The following is an 18390-nucleotide window of genomic DNA, read 5'->3' on the forward strand; positions in this document are numbered from 1 at the left end:
TCAATTGCCTCCCTTGTCCCCGGGTTCACCGGGCAACTCCGCCGACCGTCCCAGCAGGATCCGGGCCTCGGCCACGAGCGTGATCGATCCGGTGACCAGGACGGCCCCGGCCAGGTCGTTGTTGGCCTCGGCGCGTTCGATCGCCCACTCGAGGGCGTCGTCGAGCTTCTCGGCGACGTGCACGTCGTCCTCCTGCCAGCCCAGCTCCACGGCCATCTCCGCGAGGTCGGCGGCCGGGATGGCGCGGGGGGATGTGGACCGGGTCAGGCACAGTTCCTCGGCGTCCTCGCCGTACGATTCACGGATCTGGCGCAGGATCTCCTCGGCATCCTTCTCGGCCAGGATGCCGAGGACGATCACAAGCTTGCTGATCGAGAACGCCTCCTGCAGCGCGGCGGCGCTGGCGGCGATGCCGGCCGGGTTGTGGGCGGCATCCACGACGACGGTCGGAGCCGTGCGCAGCACCTCGAGCCGGCCCGGCGAGGACGCGTTGGCGAATCCCTCGCGGACCAGGTCGATGTTCAGTTCCTTCTCCCCGCCGCCGAGGAACGCCTCGAGCGCGGCCAGGGCGACGGCGGCGTTCTCCGCCTGGTGTTCGCCGTGCAGCGGCAGCTGGATGTCGGGGTACCGCCCGGCCAGCCCCCGCAGGGTGACAAGCTGGCCGCCGACGGCCACCCGGCGCGACTCGACGCCGAACTCGACGCCCTCGAAACGGAACTCGGCGTGCTTGTCCCGCGCCGTCTCGAGCAGCACCTGGGCGGCGTCCACGGGCTGGGCGGCGCTGACCAGGAAGGCGCCCTCCTTGATGATGCCGGCCTTCTCCAGCGCGATGTCACCGGTCGTGTCGCCGAGCAGGTCGGTGTGGTCCAGGGAGATCGGCGTGACGACGGCGACCTGCCCGTCGCCGACGTTCGTGGCGTCGGTGATGCCGCCCAGGCCCACCTCCAGCACGGCCACGTCGACGGGCTCGTCCGCGAAGACGGCGAACGCCAGGATGGTCAGGCACTCGAAGTAGGTGAGCCGCTGTTCGCCGGCGGCTTCCAGCTCCGCGTCGACGATCTGCAGGTACGGGCGGATCTCGTCCCAGTTGCGCACGAACGTCTCGTCGGACACCGGCGCCCCGTCGATGCTGATGCGCTCGGTCACCTTGGTCAGGTGCGGGCTGGTGTACCGGCCGGTGCGCAGCCCGTGGGCGAGCAGGCCGGATTCGATCATGCGGGCCGTGGACGTCTTGCCGTTGGTGCCGGTGATGTGGATGATCGGGTACGCCTTGTTCGGCTCGCCGAGGATGTCCATGGCCCGGAACAGCGGGGCCAGGCGCGGCTCCATCTTGTTCTCCGGCGCCCGGCCGAGCAGTTCGGCGTAGACGCTTGCCACGGAAAATTCGTCATGGCTCATTTGGCTGCCATCCTTTCGACCGTGATGGTGGTCTCGACGTCACCGGGGAGCAGTTCCAGCACCACGGTAAGGGTCTCGGTCTTGACGAGTTCGGCGTTGGCGTGCAGCGCGTCCACCACGTCCTGCGGGGCCGAGATGATGGTCCGGATGCGGTCGGTGACGTTCAGCCCGGCGTCCTTGCGGGCCGACTGGACGGCGCGGACCAGGTCGCGTGCCGTGCCCTCGGCCTCCAGTTCGGGTGTCACCTCGGTGTTGAGCACCACGAAGCCGCCGCCGGGCAGCAGCGCCACCGCGGCAGCACCGCCGTCGTCCGTCGCCGCCACGACCGTCTCCAGCGTGTACTCGCCCTCCCGCAGCTCCAGGCCGCCGGCCGTGACGACGCCGTCGGTCTCGGACCAGTCGCCGGACTTGGCACCCTTGATGGCCTGCTGGACGTTCTTGCCCAGGCGCGGGCCGGCCGCACGGGCGTTGACGACGAGCTTCTGGGTGATGCCGAACTCTTCCAGCGAGGCGTCCGCGGCGTCGACGAGCGTCACCGTGCGGATGTTCAGTTCGTCGGCGACGACGCCGGCGCCGCCGTCGAGCGCGGCGGCGTCGGCGGTCACGATGGTCAGTTCCTGCAGCGGCAGGCGCACGCGCAGCTTGGCCGCCTTGCGCAGGCTGGAGCCGGTGGAACAGATCTGCCGGATCCGGTCCATCCGGGCCACGAGGGCGTCATTCGGCACGAACAGGTCGGCGTTCGGCCACTCCGTCAGGTGCACGGAGCGCCCCCCGGTCAGCCCGCGCCAGATCTCCTCGGAGACGAGGGGCAGCAGCGGGGCGGCCACCCGGGCCACCGTCTCCAGCGCCGTGTAGAGGGCGTCGAACGCGTCGGCGGACTCGTCGAAGAAACGCTGCCGGCTGCGGCGGACGTACCAGTTGGTGAGCATGTCCAGGTAGTTGCGCAGCGCGTCGCAGGCGCCGGAGACGTCGTACGCGTCCAACAGCCGTGTCACCGAGCGCACCAGCTCACCCGTGTTCGCCATCAGGTATTCGTCCAGCGGGTCGGTGTACCCGTCGAAGCGCAGAACTGCTTCATAGCCGGTGGCATGGCCGGTCCCGGCGTTGGCCGAGTTGGCGTACAGCGTGAAGAAGCTGTACACGTTCCACAGCGGCAGGATGACCTGGCGGACGCCGTCGCGGATGCCCTGCTCGGTGACGATCAGGTTCCCGCCGCGCAGGATCGGGCTGGACATGAGGAACCAGCGCATGGCGTCGGAGCCGTCACGGTCCAGCACCTCGGAGACGTCCGGGTAGTTCTGCAGCGACTTGGACATCTTCTGCCCGTCGGAGCCGAGCACGACGCCGTGGCTGATGACGTTGCGGAACGCCGGGCGGTCGAACAGCGCCGTGGCCAGGATGTGCAGCGTGTAGAACCAGCCGCGCGTCTGGCCGATGTACTCGACGATGAAGTCGCCTGGGTTGTGGTGGTCGAACCAGTCCTGGGACTCGAACGGGTAGTGCACCTGGGCGTACGGCATCGAGCCGGAGTCGAACCAGACATCCAGCACGTCCTCGACCCGGCGCATGGTCGACTGGCCCTCCTCGGGCGTGCGCGGGTCGTCCGGGTTGGGCCGGATCAGCTCGTCGATGAAGGGCCGGTGCAGGTCCGGCTGGCCCGCATGGTTGAGCGGCAGCCGGCCGAAATCGGCCTCCAGCTCGGCCAGCGAACCGTACACGTCGGTCCGCGGGTATTCGGGATCGTCGGACTGCCATACCGGGATGGGGCTGCCCCAATACCGGTTGCGGCTGATTGACCAGTCGCGGGCGTTCGCCAGCCATTTGCCGAACTGGCCGTCCTTGACGTTCTCCGGGATCCAGTTGATCTGCTGGTTCAGTTCGACCATGCGGTCCTTGATCTTCGTGACCTCCACGTACCAGGACGAGATGGCGCGGTAGATCAGCGGCGTGCGGCACCGCCAGCAGTGCGGGTAGCTGTGCTCGTAGCTGGCCTGGCGCAGCAGCCGGCCGGCCGTGCGCAGCACACCGGTGATGGTCTTGTTCGCGTCGAACACGTGCACGCCGGCGATCGCGGCCAGCGGCGCGGCGCCGTCGACGGGCGTGGCGAACAGCGGCAGGAACTTCGCCCCCTCGTCCACGGACAGCACCACGGGGATGCCGTTGGCCTCGCAGATGGCCTGGTCCTCCTCGCCGTAGGCGGGGGCCTGGTGGACGATGCCGGTGCCGTCGGTCGTCGTGACGTAGTCGGCGACGAGGATCTGCCACGCGTTCTCCGTGCCGTACTTCTCGGCGTCGGCGAAGTAGTGCCACAGCGGCTCGTAGCGCAGGCCGGCCAGGTCGGCGCCCGCGTAGGTGGCGGTGACAGCCTCGGCGGCGGTGGCCGCGTCCTCATAGCCCAGGTCCTTCGCATGGGCGGCCAGCAGGTCGGAGGCGAGCAGGAACCGCGGAACGGTGGTTGAGCCGGCCGGACCCCCTGTGGTTTCGGCAGGCTCAACCACCGAGGTCCCGTGGGGGCCGGCGGGTACGACGACGTAGCTCACCTCGGGCCCGACGGCGAGGGCTTGGTTGGTGGGCAGGGTCCACGGCGTGGTCGTCCAGGCCAGGGCGTTCACGCCGGCCAGTTCGGCGGCCAGCGGGTTGGCCTCCCGGCCGTCGAACGGTTCGGCGAGCAGCGGGAACGTGACCGTGACGGTCTGGTCCTGGCGCATCTTGTAGACGTCGTCGTCCATGCGCAGCTCGTGGTTGGACAGCGGCGTCTCATCCTTCCAGCAGTATGGCAGCACGCGGAAGCCCTGGTAGGTCAGGCCCTTCTCGTGCAGCTGCTTGAAGGCCCAGATGACCGATTCCATGTACTCGACGTTGAGCGTCTTGTAGTCGTTCTTGAAGTCGACCCACCGTGCTTGGCGGGTGACGTACTCCTGCCATTCGCCGGTGTATTTCATGACGGAGGCGCGGCAGGCGTCATTGAACTTGTCGATGCCCATGGCCTCGATCTGCTTCTTGTCCGTCATGCCCAGCTGTTTCATGGCCTCGAGTTCGGCCGGCAGCCCGTGCGTGTCCCAGCCGAAGCGGCGTTCCACCCGCTTGCCGCGCTGCGTCTGGTACCGGCCCACGATGTCCTTGACGTAGCCGGTGAGCAGGTGCCCGTAGTGGGGAAGGCCGTTGGCGAAGGGCGGGCCGTCGTAGAACACGAACTCGTTCGTGCCGTCGGCGCCGGCGTCGCGGCGGTCGATGCTCTCGGCGAAGGTGCCGTCCTCGGACCAGTACTTGAGGACGCGTTCCTCGATCTCGGGGAAGCGCACGGACGCGGGAACGTGGCTGGAGCCGGCGTGGTGGGCGGCGGACGCCTTCGGGTACTGGGTCATCTCATCATCCTGGTCGTTCGTTGCATAGGACACGGATGCAAGGACGGCCTGCGGCCGCGGTACCACCTCGCTTGCCGCACCCGTCGCCGGGGCGGCCGCTTATTGACTGCTGTGACGGGCTTACCCGTCCGGTTCTACCGGCGCCTGATTCGCTGGCGCGTTCTTCCGGAAGCTCGCCGGTGATGGCCGGGTCGGTGCTTGTGCTCCCATTCTACGGGATCCGGGCCCGGACATTACTCCCAGACGGAGTCCTTCGCCGGCGCCTGCTCGATGACGTGCTGGATGCGCTCGAGGGTTGGCCACATGTCGGTGGTCGAGCCCCGTCGAGACCCCGGATTTCGACGGTGCTCAATCACCGGCCCCGGATTTCGACGGCGCTCAATCACCGGCCCCGGATTTCGACGGGGCTCAATCACCGGCGGATGCGCGGATGATCTTGTGCGCGGCCGCCTGGGCGACCGGCCGGACGACGATCTCGTCAAGGTTCACGTGGTGCGGGGCGTTCACGGCGTAGGCGATGATGTCGGCCACGTCCGCGGCCGTGAGCGGTTCGGCCACGCCGGAATACACGGCGTCGGCCGACGCCCGGTCGCCGCCGAGCCGGTGCAGCGAGAATTCCTCGGTGCGCACCAACCCGGGCAGCACCTCGATGACGCGCAGGTTGTTGCCGACCTCCTCCAGGCGCAGCGCCTGGGTCATGGCCCGCTGCGCTGCCTTGGCGGCGTTGTAGCCGGCGCCGCCCTCGTAGCTGACCAGCGCGGCGAAGCTGGTCAGGTTCAGCACGGTGCCGTTGCGCCCGGCCCGCAGCATGGGCAGGAACGCCTTGGTGAGCTTCATGGTGCCCAGGACGTTCACCCGGTACATCCAGTCCCAGTCGTCGGCGTCCGCCTCGGCCACAGGGTCCACGCCGCGCGCGCCACCGGAAATGTTGACCAGCGTATCGATGCCGCCGCCGGCGGTGACGGCCGCGACCAGGGCGGCGACGTCGTCGTCGTTCGTGATGTCCGCGGGGACGGCGAGCGCGCCGGTCTCCGCTGCCAGTGCGGCGAGCCGGTCGGCGCGGCGGGCGACGGCGTACACCGTCCAGCCCGTGGCGGCCAGGGCGCGCACGGTGGCGTCGCCGATGCCGGTGGAGGCTCCGGTGACGACGGCACGCTTCGCGGGGACGGGGGTGGTGGAACTATCAGCCATGCCCTTAATCTAGCGCGGGATTGGTGCCATTGATGAAGTCGAGCAACACGGCGGCCTGGTTCAGATGCGGGTCCTTGGCCCCGTAGAGGAGGACCACCGCCTCGTGCTCGGCGGCGAGCGTCCTGATCTCGGCCACGGCCGGGTTGTCCGCCAGTTCGGCACGGTAATCCCGTTGGAACACGGCAAACCGCTCGGCCCGGTGGTCAAACGCGTTGCGCACCCCGGCACTCGGCCCGGCCTCCTTGAGCCACACGTCCACGCGGTCCCTGGCAATGCCCCTGGGCCACAGCCTGTCCACCAGGACCCGCAACTCACCGGGTTCGGTCTCCTCATACACACGGGCAATTCGTAGACGTCCCATGGCCGCATCCTAGCCCCGAACTTGTTAACATGTGCGGGTGCAGCTCACTCCCGGCGCCGGCCGCTTCGCGCCCTCCCCCAGCGGCGACCTCCACGTGGGCAACCTGCGCACGGCCGTCCTCGCCTGGTTGTTCGCGCGCAGCACCGGACGGGCCTTCCTGCTGCGCGTGGAGGACCTGGACCGGGTCCGGGCCCGCGCCGAGCAGCGGCAACTGGCGGACCTTGCCGCCCTGGGCCTGGATTGGGACGGCCCGGTCGAGCGGCAGTCCGAACGCGGGCCGCTGTACCTGGACGCGCTGGCCCGGCTGCAGGCGGCGGGACTCGTGTTCGAATGCTTCTGCACCCGTCGCGACATCGCGGGGGCCGCCTCCGCACCGCACGGGTCCGTCGCCACCTACCCGGGCACGTGCCGTCACCTCACGGACGCCGAACGCGACGACAGGCGCCGGCAGCGGCCACCGGCCCTGCGGCTGCGTGCCGGGGGTGGCCCCGTCACAGTCCACGACGCGCTGAACGGCGACTACACGGGGCCGGCCGACGACGTTGTGCTACGCCGCAACGACGGCGCCGTCGCGTACAACCTGGCCGTCGTCGTCGACGACGCCGCCCAGGGCATCGACCAGGTGGTGCGCGGCGACGACCTGCTGCCGTCCAGTCCCGCCCAGGCGCGGCTGGCCCGGCTGCTGGGCCTGCCCCCGGTCGGTTATGCGCACGTGCCGCTGGCCCTGGGCCGCGCGGGCCGCCGCCTGGCCAAGCGCGACGGCGCGGTGACGCTGACGGACCTGGCCGCGACCGGCGTCGTGCCTGCTACCGTGCGCGACGTGATCCTCGATTCACTCGGGCTGCCCGCCGGGCCGCTGACCCACGCCCTGGCCGCATTCGACCCGGGCGCGCTGCCGCGGGCGCCATGGACGGTGACGGCGGAAACGTTCGCCGCGCGCATCTCATGAAAGAATTGGGCCATGGCTGAACATTTCCCGGGTACAGACACGCCCGCCCCCACCCCGACCACCGTTCCCGACAAGCCGGCCCTGGAGGGCCTGGAATCGTCGCTGACGCGCCGCTGGCTCGCCGAAGGCACGTACAAGTTCGACCACGAGACGACCCGCGAGGCCGTCTACTCGATCGACACTCCCCCGCCCACGGCCTCCGGTTCGCTGCATGTGGGGCACATGTTCTCCTACACCCAGACCGACGTGCTGGCCCGCTTCCAGCGCATGAACGGCAAGAACGTGTTCTACCCGATGGGTTGGGACGACAACGGCCTGCCCACCGAGCGCCGCGTGCAGAACTACTTCGGCGTGCGCTGCGACCCGACGGTCCCCTACGACGCCGACTACCGCCCGCCGGGCACGCCCGCCAAGAACCAGCGCGACTGGGACGCCGTCTCGCGCCGCAACTTCATCGAGCTGTGCGAGGAACTGGCCGTCGAGGACGAGTTGGTCTTCGAGCACCTGTTCCAGACCCTGGGCCTGTCCGTCGACTGGCAGCTGACCTACCGCACCATCGACCACGCGTCCCGCGCCGCCTCGCAGCGCGGCTTCCTGGACAACCTGGCCGCCGGGAACGCGTACATGGCCGAGGCGCCCACGCTGTGGGATGTCACGTTCCGCACGGCCGTGGCGCAGGCCGAGCTCGAGGACCGGGAGATGCCCGGCGCCTACTACCGGTACCCGTTGTTCGCCGAGGACGGCACGAAGGTGTACATCGAGACGACCCGCCCGGAACTGCTCGCCGCCTGTGCCGCGCTCGTGGCCAACCCGGACGACGAACGCTACCGGCCGCTGTTCGGCAAGAAGGTCACCTCCCCGCTGTTCGGCGTCGAGGTGGAGGTGAAGGCGCACCCGCTGGCCAAGGCGGACAAGGGCTCCGGCATCGCCATGGTGTGCACGTTCGGCGACCTGACCGACGTCACCTGGTGGCGGGAGCTGCAACTGCCCACGCGCGCCATCATCGGCCGTGACGGCCGTGTCCTGGCCGACACCCCCGACTGGATCACGACCGAGGCGGGCCGGGCCAACTACGCCCTCATCGCCGGCAAGACCGTGTTCAGCGCCAAGGAGGGCGTGGCCGCGATGCTCGCCGAGGCCGGCCTGCTCGACGGCGAGCCCAAGAAGATCATGCACCCCGTGAACTTCTACGAGAAGGGCGACAAGCCGCTCGAGGTCGTCACGTCCCGCCAGTGGTACATCCGCAACGGCGGCCGCGACGAGGACCGCCGGGAACGGCTGATCGGCCGGGGCCGGGAGATCGACTTCCACCCCGCGTTCATGCGCTCGCGCTACGAAAACTGGATCGCCGGGCTGAACGGTGACTGGCTGGTCTCCCGGCAGCGTTTCTTCGGTGTGCCGATCCCCGTCTGGTACCCGCTGGACGCCGCCGGCGAACCCGACCACGACCACCCGATCCTGCCCACCCACGACCTGCTGCCCGTCGACCCGGCCGCCGACCCGGCCCCCGGCTACACGGAGGAGCAGCGCAACCAGCCGGGCGGCTTCGTCGGCGACGCCGACGTGCTCGACACGTGGGCGACGTCGTCGCTGACCCCGCAGATCGTGGGCGGCTGGGGCCGCGACACCGACCTGTTCGCGAAGGTCTACCCGTTCGACCTGCGCCCGCAGGGGCACGACATCATCCGGACGTGGCTGTTCTCCTCGGTGGTGCGGGCCGACGCCCTGCAGGGCTCCGCCCCGTGGCGGCATGCCGCCCTGTCCGGCTGGATCCTGGACCCGGACCGGAAGAAAATGTCCAAGTCGAAGGGCAACGTCGTGGTCCCCACGGACGTGCTCGACGAGTTCGGCGCCGACGCCGTGCGCTACTGGGCGGCCTCCGCCAAGCTGGGAGCGGACACCGCGTACGAGGTGGCGCAGATGAAGATCGGCCGCCGCCTGGCCATCAAGCTGCTGAACGCGTCGAAGTTCGTGCTCAACCTGGGCGCCACGGACGCGAACGTGCTCGCCGGTTCTTCGTCGGCCGCGACCAACCCCTTGGACCGTGCGTTGCTGGCGCAACTGGCCGACGTCGTCGACCAAGCCACCGCCGCCTTTGAAAACTATGACTACGCCCGCGCCCTGCAGGTCACCGAGAGCTTCTTCTGGCAGTTCACGGACGACTACGTCGAGCTGATCAAGGACCGTGCCTACGGTGCCGCCGGCGACGACGAACAGGCCTCCGTGCTGGCCACGCTGGCCACGACACTGGATTCGCTGCTGCGCCTGTTCGCCCCGTTCCTGCCGTTCGCCACCGAAGAGGTGTGGAGCTGGTGGCGGACCGGTTCGGTGCACCGTGCCGCATGGCCGGTCGCCCTGGCGTCCGACGGGGACACGGCCCTGTTGCCGACCGTGGGCACCGCCCTCAGCGGCATCCGCAAGGCCAAGTCCGAGGCGAAGGTGAAGCAGCGCACCCGGGTGATCTCCGCCGTCGTGACCGCCCCCGAGGCGCAGGCCGGGCAGCTGGCCGCCGGGCTGGGCGACCTGAAGGCCGCCGCGAACGCCGTGGACATCACCGTGGTGGTGGGCGGTTCCGACATCGTCGTCAGCGATGTGGAGCTGGCACCGGCGGAGGAACCCGCCCAAGCGTAGCCGGGCGCTGGTCGAGCCCGTGCCGGTGGTCGAGCCCGTCGAGACCCGGGCAAAGGGGAAGCCCCATCAGCGTTTCGCCGTTGGTGGGGCTTCGACTTTCGGCCGCTGGGTGACACTTCGCGGTCTAGCGGACTCCGCCGACGTTCAGGTCGTCCTGCCGTGTCACCGGCAGCCAGTTCCGCTTGCTCCGAGTTCCTGCCAATGGCAGCGTCTCAATCAGTCACTGCATGCGGTTCTGTCACTGAATCTTTGGTGTCCCTATGCCCTTTCCCGAAGGATTGGGTAAGAACAATTCTCGCGCTGCCGGCCATCACAAACAAGGGGCTGCGCCGAACTACATGGGAGTAATTCGGTGCAGCCCCGTGCCTGGTGGCCGGTCTCGTCAGCCGAACCGTCTCAGTCGAATCGCGGGGACTCCGTGCGGCTGCGCTTGATCTCGAAGAAGTAGGGGAATCCGGCCAGCGTGGTGGTGGCGTCCCACAGCTTGCCGGCCTCCTCGCCTCGCGGGATGCGCGTGATCACTGGTCCGAAGAACGCGGTGCCGTTGAATGCGACGACGGGGGTGCCGACGTCCTGGCCCACCTTGCTGATGCCCTCGTCGTGGCTGGCACGGAGCACGTCGTCGTACGCATCGGTGTCGGCGGCCCGGGCCAGCGAGGCCGGCAGGCCCACGGCGGCCAGGGCCTTGTCGATGACCACGGGGTAGTCCTTGATGCCCTCGTGGTGGATCAGTGTGCCCATGGCGTCGTAGAGCGGCTTGATGACCGCATTGCCATGCTCCTGGGCGGCCGCGATGATCACGCGCACGGGGCCCCACGCCCGGTCATTGAACGCCCGGTAATCCTCGGGCAGGTCCCTGCCCTCGTTGAGGACGGAAAGGCTCATGACGTGCCAGTCGACGCTGATGTTGCGGACGGTCTCCACCTCCCCGATCCAGCGGGACGTGGCCCAGGCGAACGGGCAGGCGGGGTCGAACCAGAAGTCGGCCTTGGCGGGGGCCGTTGAAACGTGTGCAGTTGAGGACATTGAAGTCTCCTTTCAAATGGCACAACGACGACCGGTGTGCCGGGCATTCCCGGCGGCACGGGGATCTTGCTAGGCGGACTTGTTGCGTCGCTTGGCCACCACGTCGTGCGGGATCAGCGTGGGCGCGGCGACCCGGTTGACGACGTCGGCCGTGACCACGACCGTGGCGATGTCCTCGCGGCTGGGCAGGTCGAACATGACCGGCAGCAGCACTTCCTCCATGATGGCCCGCAGTCCGCGGGCGCCGGTCCCGCGCGCCAGGGCGAGGTCGGCGATGGCGTCCAGCGCGTCATCCTCGAAGACCAGCTCCACGCCGTCCAGGTGGAACATCTTCTGGTATTGCTTGACCAGCGCGTTCTTCGGCTCGTTGAGGATTTGGATCAGGGCCGGGCGGTCCAACTGCGTGACGGTCGTGATGACGGGCAGCCGGCCAATGAATTCCGGGATGAGCCCGAACTTCAGCAGGTCCTCCGGCATGACGTCGGCGTAGCTGGCCTCCTCCTGCTTGAGCGCGCTGAGCGGCGCCCCGAACCCGATGCCTTTCTTCCCCGCGCGGGAACCGATGATCTCCTCCAGCCCGGCAAACGCCCCGGCCACGATGAACAGCACGTTGGTCGTGTCGATCTGGATGAATTCCTGATGCGGGTGCTTGCGCCCGCCCTGCGGCGGCACGGATGCCACGGTGCCCTCGAGGATCTTCAGCAGGGCCTGTTGCACGCCCTCACCCGACACGTCGCGGGTGATGGACGGGTTCTCGCTCTTGCGCGAGATCTTGTCGATCTCGTCGATGTAGATGATGCCCTGTTCGGCCTTCTTGACGTCGTAGTCGGCGGCCTGGATGAGCTTGAGCAGGATGTTCTCGACGTCCTCGCCCACGTAGCCGGCCTCCGTCAGGGCGGTCGCATCGGCCGCGGCAAACGGGACGTTCAGGCGCCGGGCCAGTGTCTGCGCCAGGTACGTCTTGCCGCAGCCGGTGGGCCCGATCAGCAAGATGTTGGACTTGGCGATCTCAACATCCTCATGGATGCCGCCGGCGACCTTGGCGCTCTTGACCCCGTGCCCCGACTGGATGCGCTTGTAATGGTTGTACACGGCGACGGCGAGGGAACGCTTGGCCGGTTCCTGCCCGATGACGTATTCCTGCAGGAAATCGAAGATCTCACGGGGCTTGGGCAGCTCGAAACCGTCGATCTCGGCGACCTCGGCGAGCTCCTCGTCGATGATCTCGTTGCACAGCTCGATGCACTCGTCGCAGATGTAGACCCCGGGTCCGGCGATCAATTTGCGGACCTGTTTTTGGCTTTTGCCGCAAAAGGAACACTTCAACAAGTCGGTGCTTTCGCCCATTCGAGCCATGTGTGCATCCTTCCATAGCCAACCGCCGTGCACGTGCGTCCTGTTTCAACTCTAGGGCACAAGTGCGACAACATCGGGAACCCGGGCGCCGGGACGGGAAACTTTTCGTTCCCCGCCCCGACCGGCAAGTGGGTGGGCCCACAGCTCCGAGGGAGGGCGTGGGTGGGCCCACGCCGGCGAGGGACCCGCTGCGAGCTTGCGAGCAGTGGGAGCCGGTGGGGACTAGCGGCTGATTGCCTGCGGTTTGATCTTGCGGGAATCCAGGACCTCGTCGACCAGGCCGTAGGCCAGCGCCTCGTCCGCGGTCAGGAACTTGTCGCGCTCGATGTCGGCGCGCACCTCCTCGACGGAGCGGTTGGAGTGCTTGGACCAGGTCTGCTCCAGCCATTCGCGCATGCGCAGCACCTCGCGTGCCTGGATCTCCAGGTCGGAGGCCTGCCCGCCCTGGCCGCCGGAGAGGGCCGGCTGGTGGATCATGACCGTGCTGTTCGGCAGTGCCAGCCGCTTGCCCGGGGCGCCGGCCGCCAGCAGCACGGCGGCCGCGGACGCCGCCATGCCCAGGCACACGGTCTGGATCTCGGGGCGGATGAACTGCATGGTGTCATAGATGGCCGTCATGGCCGTGAACGAACCACCCGGCGAGTTGATGTACATGGTGATGTCGCGGTCCGGGTCGGTCGCCTCGAGGACCAGCAGCTGGGCCATGACGTCGTCGGCGGACGCGTCGTCAACCTGCACGCCGAGGAAGATGATGCGGTCCTCGAACAGCTTCGTGTACGGGTCCTGGCGCTTGAAGCCGTAGGGCGTGCGCTCCTCGAACTGGGGAAGGACGTAGCGGCTGGTCGGAACGTGCGCGGCCTGGCCCTGGGGGTGCAATCCTTGGGGGTAAAACATTCTCGTTGCTCCAAACTTCGTCGTCAAAGACCGTTACTTGGCGTTCGTTCCGCCGCCGCCGGACACCGATCCGGCGTGCGCGCTGATCTTGTCGAAGAACCCGTATTCGAGGGCCTCCTCCGCCGTGAACCACTTGTCACGGTCGTTGTCCTTCAGGATCGTCTCCACGGACTGGCCGGTTTGGTCGGCCGTGAGTTCGGCCATGACCTTCTTCATGTGCAGGATCAGCTCGGCCTGGATCTTGATGTCGGAGGCCGTGCCGCCGATGCCGCCGGAGGGCTGGTGCATCAGGATGCGGGCGTTGGGCGTCGCGTAGCGCTTGCCCTTCGTGCCGGAGGAGAGCAGGAACTGGCCCATGGAGGCGGCCAGCCCGGTGGCGACGGTGACGACGTCGTTCGGGATGAACTGGATCGTGTCGTAGATGGCCATGCCCGCGGTGACGGAGCCGCCCGGGGAGTTGATGTAAAGGTAGATGTCCTTTTCCGGGTCCTCCGCCGACAGGAGCAGCAGCTGGGAGCAGATCGCGTTGGCGTTCTCGTCCCGCACCTCCGAGCCAAGCCAGATGATGCGTTCCTTGAGGAGCCGGTTGTAGATGTAGTCGTCCCTGCCGGCCGGGTCGACACTGGCCATCGTCGGGGTCGTATGCTGTGCCATGGTGCTTGCCTCTCCTTGTTCGCTACTTGGACAGTAGCCGTTTTCGCGCCCGATTTACTCCCGGAAACGCTGCTGTTCGCTTTAGGCGCACCGGCACCGGGTCGCCTGCATCGTCGTCGGTTCCGGACATGCGGAAGGCCGCCGCCGTCCCCTCCGGTGAGGGGTCGGCGGCGGCCTTGGCAGGAACGACGGCGGCACGCGGCCGGCGTGGGTGGGCCCACAGGCGCGAGGGCCCCTGGCCGAGGTACGAGGCCAGGGAGCGCCTAGGGATTAGAAGCGGACGGCGGCCGGATCGTCGGAGGCCGGGGCGGCGGTCTCCTCGGCTTCAACGCTCGCCTCGGTCTCGGCGGCCTCTCCGGCCTCCTCACCCTGGTCCACGGAGACGAAGTCCGTCAGGTCGACGGCCTCACCCTTCGAGTCGGTGACGACGGCCTTGCCCAGCACGACGGCCAGGGCCTTGCGGCGGCGCACCTCGCCGACGATCATCGAGACCTGGTTGGAGGAATCGAGCATCTGGGCGAACTGGTTGGGGTCCATGCCGTACTGGCCGGCGGTGGAGACGATGTAGTCGATCAGTTCGGCCTGGCTGACGCCGACCTCTTCCTTGTCGGCGATGGCGTCGAGGATCAGCTCGTTGCGGAAGGCCCGCTCGGTGTTCTCCTTGACCTCGGCCCGGTGTTCGTCGGTGTCGTGGTCCTCACCGTGGGCGTTCTCCGGGCGGAAGTGCTGCTCGAGCTGCTCTTCGATGACGGATGCGGGAACCGGGACCTCGACCAGCTCGACGAGCTTGTCCAGGACCAGGTCGCGGGCCTCGACGCCCTGCTCGACGTTCTTGGCGTTGGCGGCCTGCTTGGCCAGGTCCGCGCGCAGTTCCTCGATGGTGTCGAATTCGCTGGCCAGCTGGGCGAAGTCGTCGTTGGCCTCGGGCAGCTCGCGCTCCTTGACGGCCTTGACCTTGACGGTGACCTGGGCGTTCTCGCCGGCGTGCTCGCCGCCGGCCAGCTTCGTCTCGAAGATGGCCTCCTCGTCGGCGGACAGGCCGGTGGCGGCCTCGTCCAGGCCGTCGAGCATGTTGCCGGAGCCGATCTGGTAGGACAGGTCGGCGGCGGTGTCGACCTCCTCGCCGTCGATCTTGGCGGCGATGTCGAGTGTGATGAAGTCACCGTCGGCGGCGGGGCGCTCGACGGCCTTCAGCGTGCCGAAGCGGCCGCGCAGCTCGTCGAGGGCCTTCTGGGTGTCCTCGTCGGCAACCTCGACGGCGGCGACCTCGACGGCGATGCCGGCGTAGTCGGGCAGTTCGATGGTCGGGCGGATGTCGACCTCGACCTGGAACTTCAGCTCGCCCTCGGCGGCGTCCGGGGCCGGGGCCTCGGTGATCTCGACCTCGGGGCGGCTCAGCGGGAAGATGCCGGCCTCGGCGACCGCCCGCTGGTACCAGCCGTTCAGGCCCTCGTTGATGGCGGTCTCCAGGACGTAGCCACGGCCGACGCGCTGGTCGATCAGGCGGTTCGGGACCTTGCCCTTGCGGAAGCCAGGCACCTGGACCTGCGCGGAAATCGTCTTGTAAGCCTCGTCAATGCTGGGCTTCAATTCCTCATGGGATACCTCAACGTTGAGCTTCACCCGGGTGGGCGTGAGGTTTTCGACGGCGCTCTTCACAGCGTGGTACTCCTGATGGTCTGGTTAGCGGATATTCGACACCAGCACATGGGCAGTCACTGACCAAACGTGAACCGGATAATGCTGCGTCGGGGCGACAGGACTCGAACCTGCGGTCTCCTGCTCCCAAAGCAGGCGCGCTAGCCACTACGCTACGCCCCGTAGTGCCCGCAATAGTCTATGGCCTTGGGTCGGCAGTTGCACAATTGCGGCCATTGTCACACGCGTGCCCGCGGGTCGCAGGTGATTTGCCGGCGACTGGGCCGGTTGCTAGTATCGAGGAGTTGTCCGGCCTGTGGTTGCTCAAATCAGTGCCGGAAATCCGGGGGCGTAGCTTAATGGCAAAGCCTCAGTCTTCCAAACTGATTACGCGGGTTCGATTCCCGTCGCCCCCTCCACGTTCGGCCCCATCCAATGATCAATAGATATGGGTGCGGCGATGGCGCACCCCGACCTATCGATCACTCGATCCGCTGGCCCCGCCGATCAACCGCCTTGGCAGCCCGGGCACCAGTACAGTTTCCGCGCCGCCAGTTCGGTCATGGCGATGGGGGTGCCGCAGCGCCGGCAGGGCAGCCCGGCTCGCTTGTACACATAGTGGGCATCCTCCACCGGGACCGGCGTGGCGCTCCACCGCCCGGGCAGCGTCGTGATGATGCGCCCGTCCCGCACGCCGTCCGCCATGACGGTGGCGATGTCGGCCCAGAGCGCGGCCGCCGCCTCGACGGACAGCCGGCGCCCGGCCAGCCACGGGTCCAGGGCCTGCCGGAACAGCACCTCGGCCCGGTACACGTTCCCGACGCCGGCCAGCACCTCCTGCTTCATCAGCTGGACGCCGATCCCCGTGCCGGAGACACGGATGCGCCGGGTGAACTCCGCCGCATCGCCGGGGGCGTTGTGCAACGGGTCGGGCCCCAACTTCGCCCGGACGGCCCGGGCCTCCGGCACGGTCAGCACCTCACAGGCCGTCGGCCCGCGCAGGTCGGCCCAGCCATGCTCGGAGACGAGCCGGACGCGCACGGCGCCCTTGGGCTCCGGCGGACCGGCGTAATCCCCGTCACCGACGCCGCCGAGCTCCTGCTCGCCGATGCGGCGGGGCGCGCCGATGCTCGAGGCCCCGGTGAACGTTTCATCGCCGCCGAAATCCCACGCCCCGTACAGGCCCAGGTGCACGCGCAGGACCAGGTCGTTGGCGAAGTGCAGGAACAGTTGCTTGCCGTGGGCCTCGGCACGCTCCAGCACGTACCCGTCCAGGCGGGCGGCGCCGGCGGTGAACTTTCCCTGGGGGCTGGTCACGGCCAGCCGGCTGCCGGCGAACACGTCGCCGAACTGCCGGGCCAGCCGGTGGACGGAATGACCTTCGGGCATGCGCTACGCGACGACCTCGCCGCTGGTCTCGTACGCGGCGATCTTGCCGATGCGGCGCACATGCCGTTCGGCGTTGCTGAACGGTTCGGCCAGGAACGCCTCGATGATCCCGGTGGCCTCCTCGAGGGAGTGCTGCCGGCCGCCGACGGCCACCACGTTCGCGTCATTGTGCTCGCGGGCCAGCCTGGCGGTCTCCAGGTTCCAGGCCAGGGCCGCGCGCACCCCCTTGACCTTGTTCGCGGCAATCTGCTCGCCGTTGCCGGACCCACCCAGCACGATGCCCAGCGCGTCCACGCCGGCGGCCCGGTCGGCGACGACGGCGAGCGCGGCGTTGATGCAGAACGACGGGTAGTCGTCCTCGGCGTCGTATTCCTGCGGCCCGTGGTCGATCATCTCGTACCCCTTGGCGGCGAGCGCGGTGATCAGGTGGGCGCTGAGCTCCATGCCGGCGTGGTCGGTGGCAATGTGGACGCGGATGGTCATGGCTAGTCCAATCGGGTGAGGGAGAAGTGCTTTCAAGCCTACAAGCTCCGGCGCACGGGCACCGAGCCGCTACTTCTCCTGCGGCGCCTTCCCGGCCCGCCGGTTGAGGATCGCCGCGGCCGCGTCGGCGACGTCGAGGTCCGGGGCGCCGATGGCAAGGGAGCGCCCGCCGTCGAGTCGCAGGACGACGGCGGCGCCCGAGGACGCGAGGAACGTCGCCGACCCGTCGTGCTTGCGCAGGCCCCAGCCGCCATAGTCGCGGGCGGCGACGTCCAGTGAGACGGCAGCGACGACGTCGGTGCTGGGCACGGTGATGACGGGGACCACCCCGGCCAGCTTCACGGACACCCCCTCACGGTCGACGCCCACCAGGGCGCTCAGGAACCCGACCACGAAGACGGCCGCGACCGTCGCGGCGAGCAGCAGCCATGGGGTCAGGACGGACAACAGGGCGCCCGGGAACACGCCGCACAGCAGGATCATCGTGATCACGGTGCCGCGGGGGCGGGTCCAGTACTCCAGCCGGTCGGCGGCCGCCTGGGGGTTGTGGTCGGATTCCAGTGCACGTTCGAACGCGGCGTCGTCGGCCGGCGTCCACTGCTCGTCCGGCTTGAAGGTCATGGCCAGCACCACACCCAGGGCGACGGCCGCGCCGCAGCCGGTGGCAAGCACCTGCAGGTCGACGCGTTGGGGTGGCAGCCCCGGGCCCCCGGTCTGCCCGACCATGGCGGCGCCGAACAAGGAGCACAGGGCCAGCTGGACCGTCATGGACAGGCCCAGCAGGATGCGGCGCAGCTGCCGGGGAAGCACGGTGCGCGCCGCCTGGGTGCCGATGCCGGCACCAACCCCGGCCACGACGATCCCGCCGACCGGCAGGTACACGCCGACCGGCAGCGGATTGCCGCCCACGGGCAGCACGACGCCGTGCGGCAGCCCGCCGGCCAGGAACAGGCCGGAAATGACGAACGCGATGGCCAGCGCCACCGGGAACCCGATGGCGAACGCCAGCGCCCGCCTGTCGACCCTGCGGTAGAGCCGTTCCCCGGTCATCCGCG

The 18390-nt window shown here is 68.7% G+C and carries 14 protein-coding genes and 2 tRNA genes; 3 read left to right on the forward strand and 13 right to left on the reverse strand.

Features of this window, described 5'->3' with window-relative positions; all coding sequences use genetic code 11:
- The 4 genes from EJC77_RS10865 to EJC77_RS10880 all read right to left on the reverse strand — a co-directional run bounded on the left by EJC77_RS10865 (position 1) and on the right by EJC77_RS10880 (position 6315).
- Positions 1 to 1398 (reverse strand): bifunctional folylpolyglutamate synthase/dihydrofolate synthase, encoded by a 1398-nt coding sequence (locus EJC77_RS10865; protein WP_125612495.1) that lies wholly within the window; start codon positions 1396 to 1398, stop codon positions 1 to 3.
- Positions 1395 to 4763, reverse strand: a complete 3369-nt coding sequence (gene ileS, locus EJC77_RS10870; protein WP_125612497.1) for an isoleucine--tRNA ligase — start codon at positions 4761 to 4763, stop codon at positions 1395 to 1397. The genes EJC77_RS10865 and ileS overlap by 4 nt, the downstream gene beginning before the upstream one ends.
- Positions 4764 to 5171: 408 nt before the next feature.
- Positions 5172 to 5954: an SDR family oxidoreductase gene (locus tag EJC77_RS10875; protein ID WP_125612499.1), complete on the reverse strand. Its 783-nt coding sequence runs from the start codon at positions 5952 to 5954 to the stop codon at positions 5172 to 5174.
- Between the two features lie 4 nt (positions 5955 to 5958).
- A complete protein-coding gene (locus EJC77_RS10880; RefSeq protein WP_125612501.1) occupies positions 5959 to 6315 on the reverse strand; it encodes a DUF488 domain-containing protein in 357 nt (118 codons plus the stop codon).
- Between the two features lie 37 nt (positions 6316 to 6352).
- Between EJC77_RS10880 and gluQRS the strand changes: the two genes are divergently transcribed.
- Entirely contained in the window at positions 6353 to 7264 is a 912-nt protein-coding gene (gluQRS, locus tag EJC77_RS10885) for a tRNA glutamyl-Q(34) synthetase GluQRS (RefSeq protein ID WP_125612503.1), read from the forward strand.
- A gap of 12 nt (positions 7265 to 7276) precedes the next feature.
- Entirely contained in the window at positions 7277 to 9895 is a 2619-nt protein-coding gene (gene valS / locus EJC77_RS10890; RefSeq protein WP_125612505.1) for a valine--tRNA ligase, read from the forward strand.
- Positions 9896 to 10291: 396 nt separating this feature from the next.
- Here the strand turns inward: valS and EJC77_RS10895 are convergent, their stop codons facing one another.
- From EJC77_RS10895 to EJC77_RS10920, 6 genes are all read right to left on the reverse strand, one after another.
- Positions 10292 to 10921: a mycothiol-dependent nitroreductase Rv2466c family protein gene (locus EJC77_RS10895; RefSeq protein ID WP_125612507.1), complete on the reverse strand. Its 630-nt coding sequence runs from the start codon at positions 10919 to 10921 to the stop codon at positions 10292 to 10294.
- A 69-nt stretch (positions 10922 to 10990) separates the two neighbouring features.
- Complete coding sequence (gene clpX / locus EJC77_RS10900; protein WP_125612509.1) at positions 10991 to 12277, reverse strand: ATP-dependent Clp protease ATP-binding subunit ClpX; 1287 nt, start codon at positions 12275 to 12277, stop codon at positions 10991 to 10993.
- Positions 12278 to 12499: 222 nt separating this feature from the next.
- On the reverse strand, positions 12500 to 13171 hold the full coding sequence (locus EJC77_RS10905; RefSeq protein WP_125612511.1) for an ATP-dependent Clp protease proteolytic subunit: 672 nt from the start codon (positions 13169 to 13171) through the stop codon (positions 12500 to 12502).
- 33 nt (positions 13172 to 13204) lie between these two features.
- A complete protein-coding gene (locus EJC77_RS10910) occupies positions 13205 to 13825 on the reverse strand; it encodes an ATP-dependent Clp protease proteolytic subunit (protein WP_125612513.1) in 621 nt (206 codons plus the stop codon).
- A gap of 270 nt (positions 13826 to 14095) precedes the next feature.
- Entirely contained in the window at positions 14096 to 15484 is a 1389-nt protein-coding gene (gene tig / locus EJC77_RS10915) for a trigger factor (protein ID WP_125612515.1), read from the reverse strand.
- 89 nt (positions 15485 to 15573) lie between these two features.
- A tRNA-Pro gene (locus tag EJC77_RS10920) sits at positions 15574 to 15646 on the reverse strand.
- Between the two features lie 162 nt (positions 15647 to 15808).
- Here EJC77_RS10920 and EJC77_RS10925 point away from each other — a divergent pair.
- Positions 15809 to 15882, forward strand: a tRNA-Gly gene (locus EJC77_RS10925).
- 88 nt (positions 15883 to 15970) lie between these two features.
- Here EJC77_RS10925 and EJC77_RS10930 read toward each other — a convergent pair.
- The 3 genes from EJC77_RS10930 to EJC77_RS10940 form a co-directional block, all read right to left on the reverse strand.
- A complete protein-coding gene (locus EJC77_RS10930; protein WP_125612517.1) occupies positions 15971 to 16852 on the reverse strand; it encodes an Fpg/Nei family DNA glycosylase in 882 nt (293 codons plus the stop codon).
- A gap of 3 nt (positions 16853 to 16855) precedes the next feature.
- Positions 16856 to 17335, reverse strand: coding sequence for a ribose-5-phosphate isomerase (locus tag EJC77_RS10935; protein WP_125612519.1), 480 nt, complete (start codon positions 17333 to 17335; stop codon positions 16856 to 16858).
- A gap of 69 nt (positions 17336 to 17404) precedes the next feature.
- The gene (locus tag EJC77_RS10940) at positions 17405 to 18385 is read right to left on the reverse strand and encodes a hypothetical protein (RefSeq protein WP_125612521.1); all 981 of its coding nucleotides are present in this window, start codon (positions 18383 to 18385) and stop codon (positions 17405 to 17407) included.
- Positions 18386 to 18390 lie beyond the last annotated feature (5 nt).

This window comes from Specibacter cremeus, from assembly GCF_003946885.1.
In the GTDB taxonomy this organism is placed as follows: domain Bacteria; phylum Actinomycetota; class Actinomycetes; order Actinomycetales; family Micrococcaceae; genus Specibacter; species Specibacter cremeus.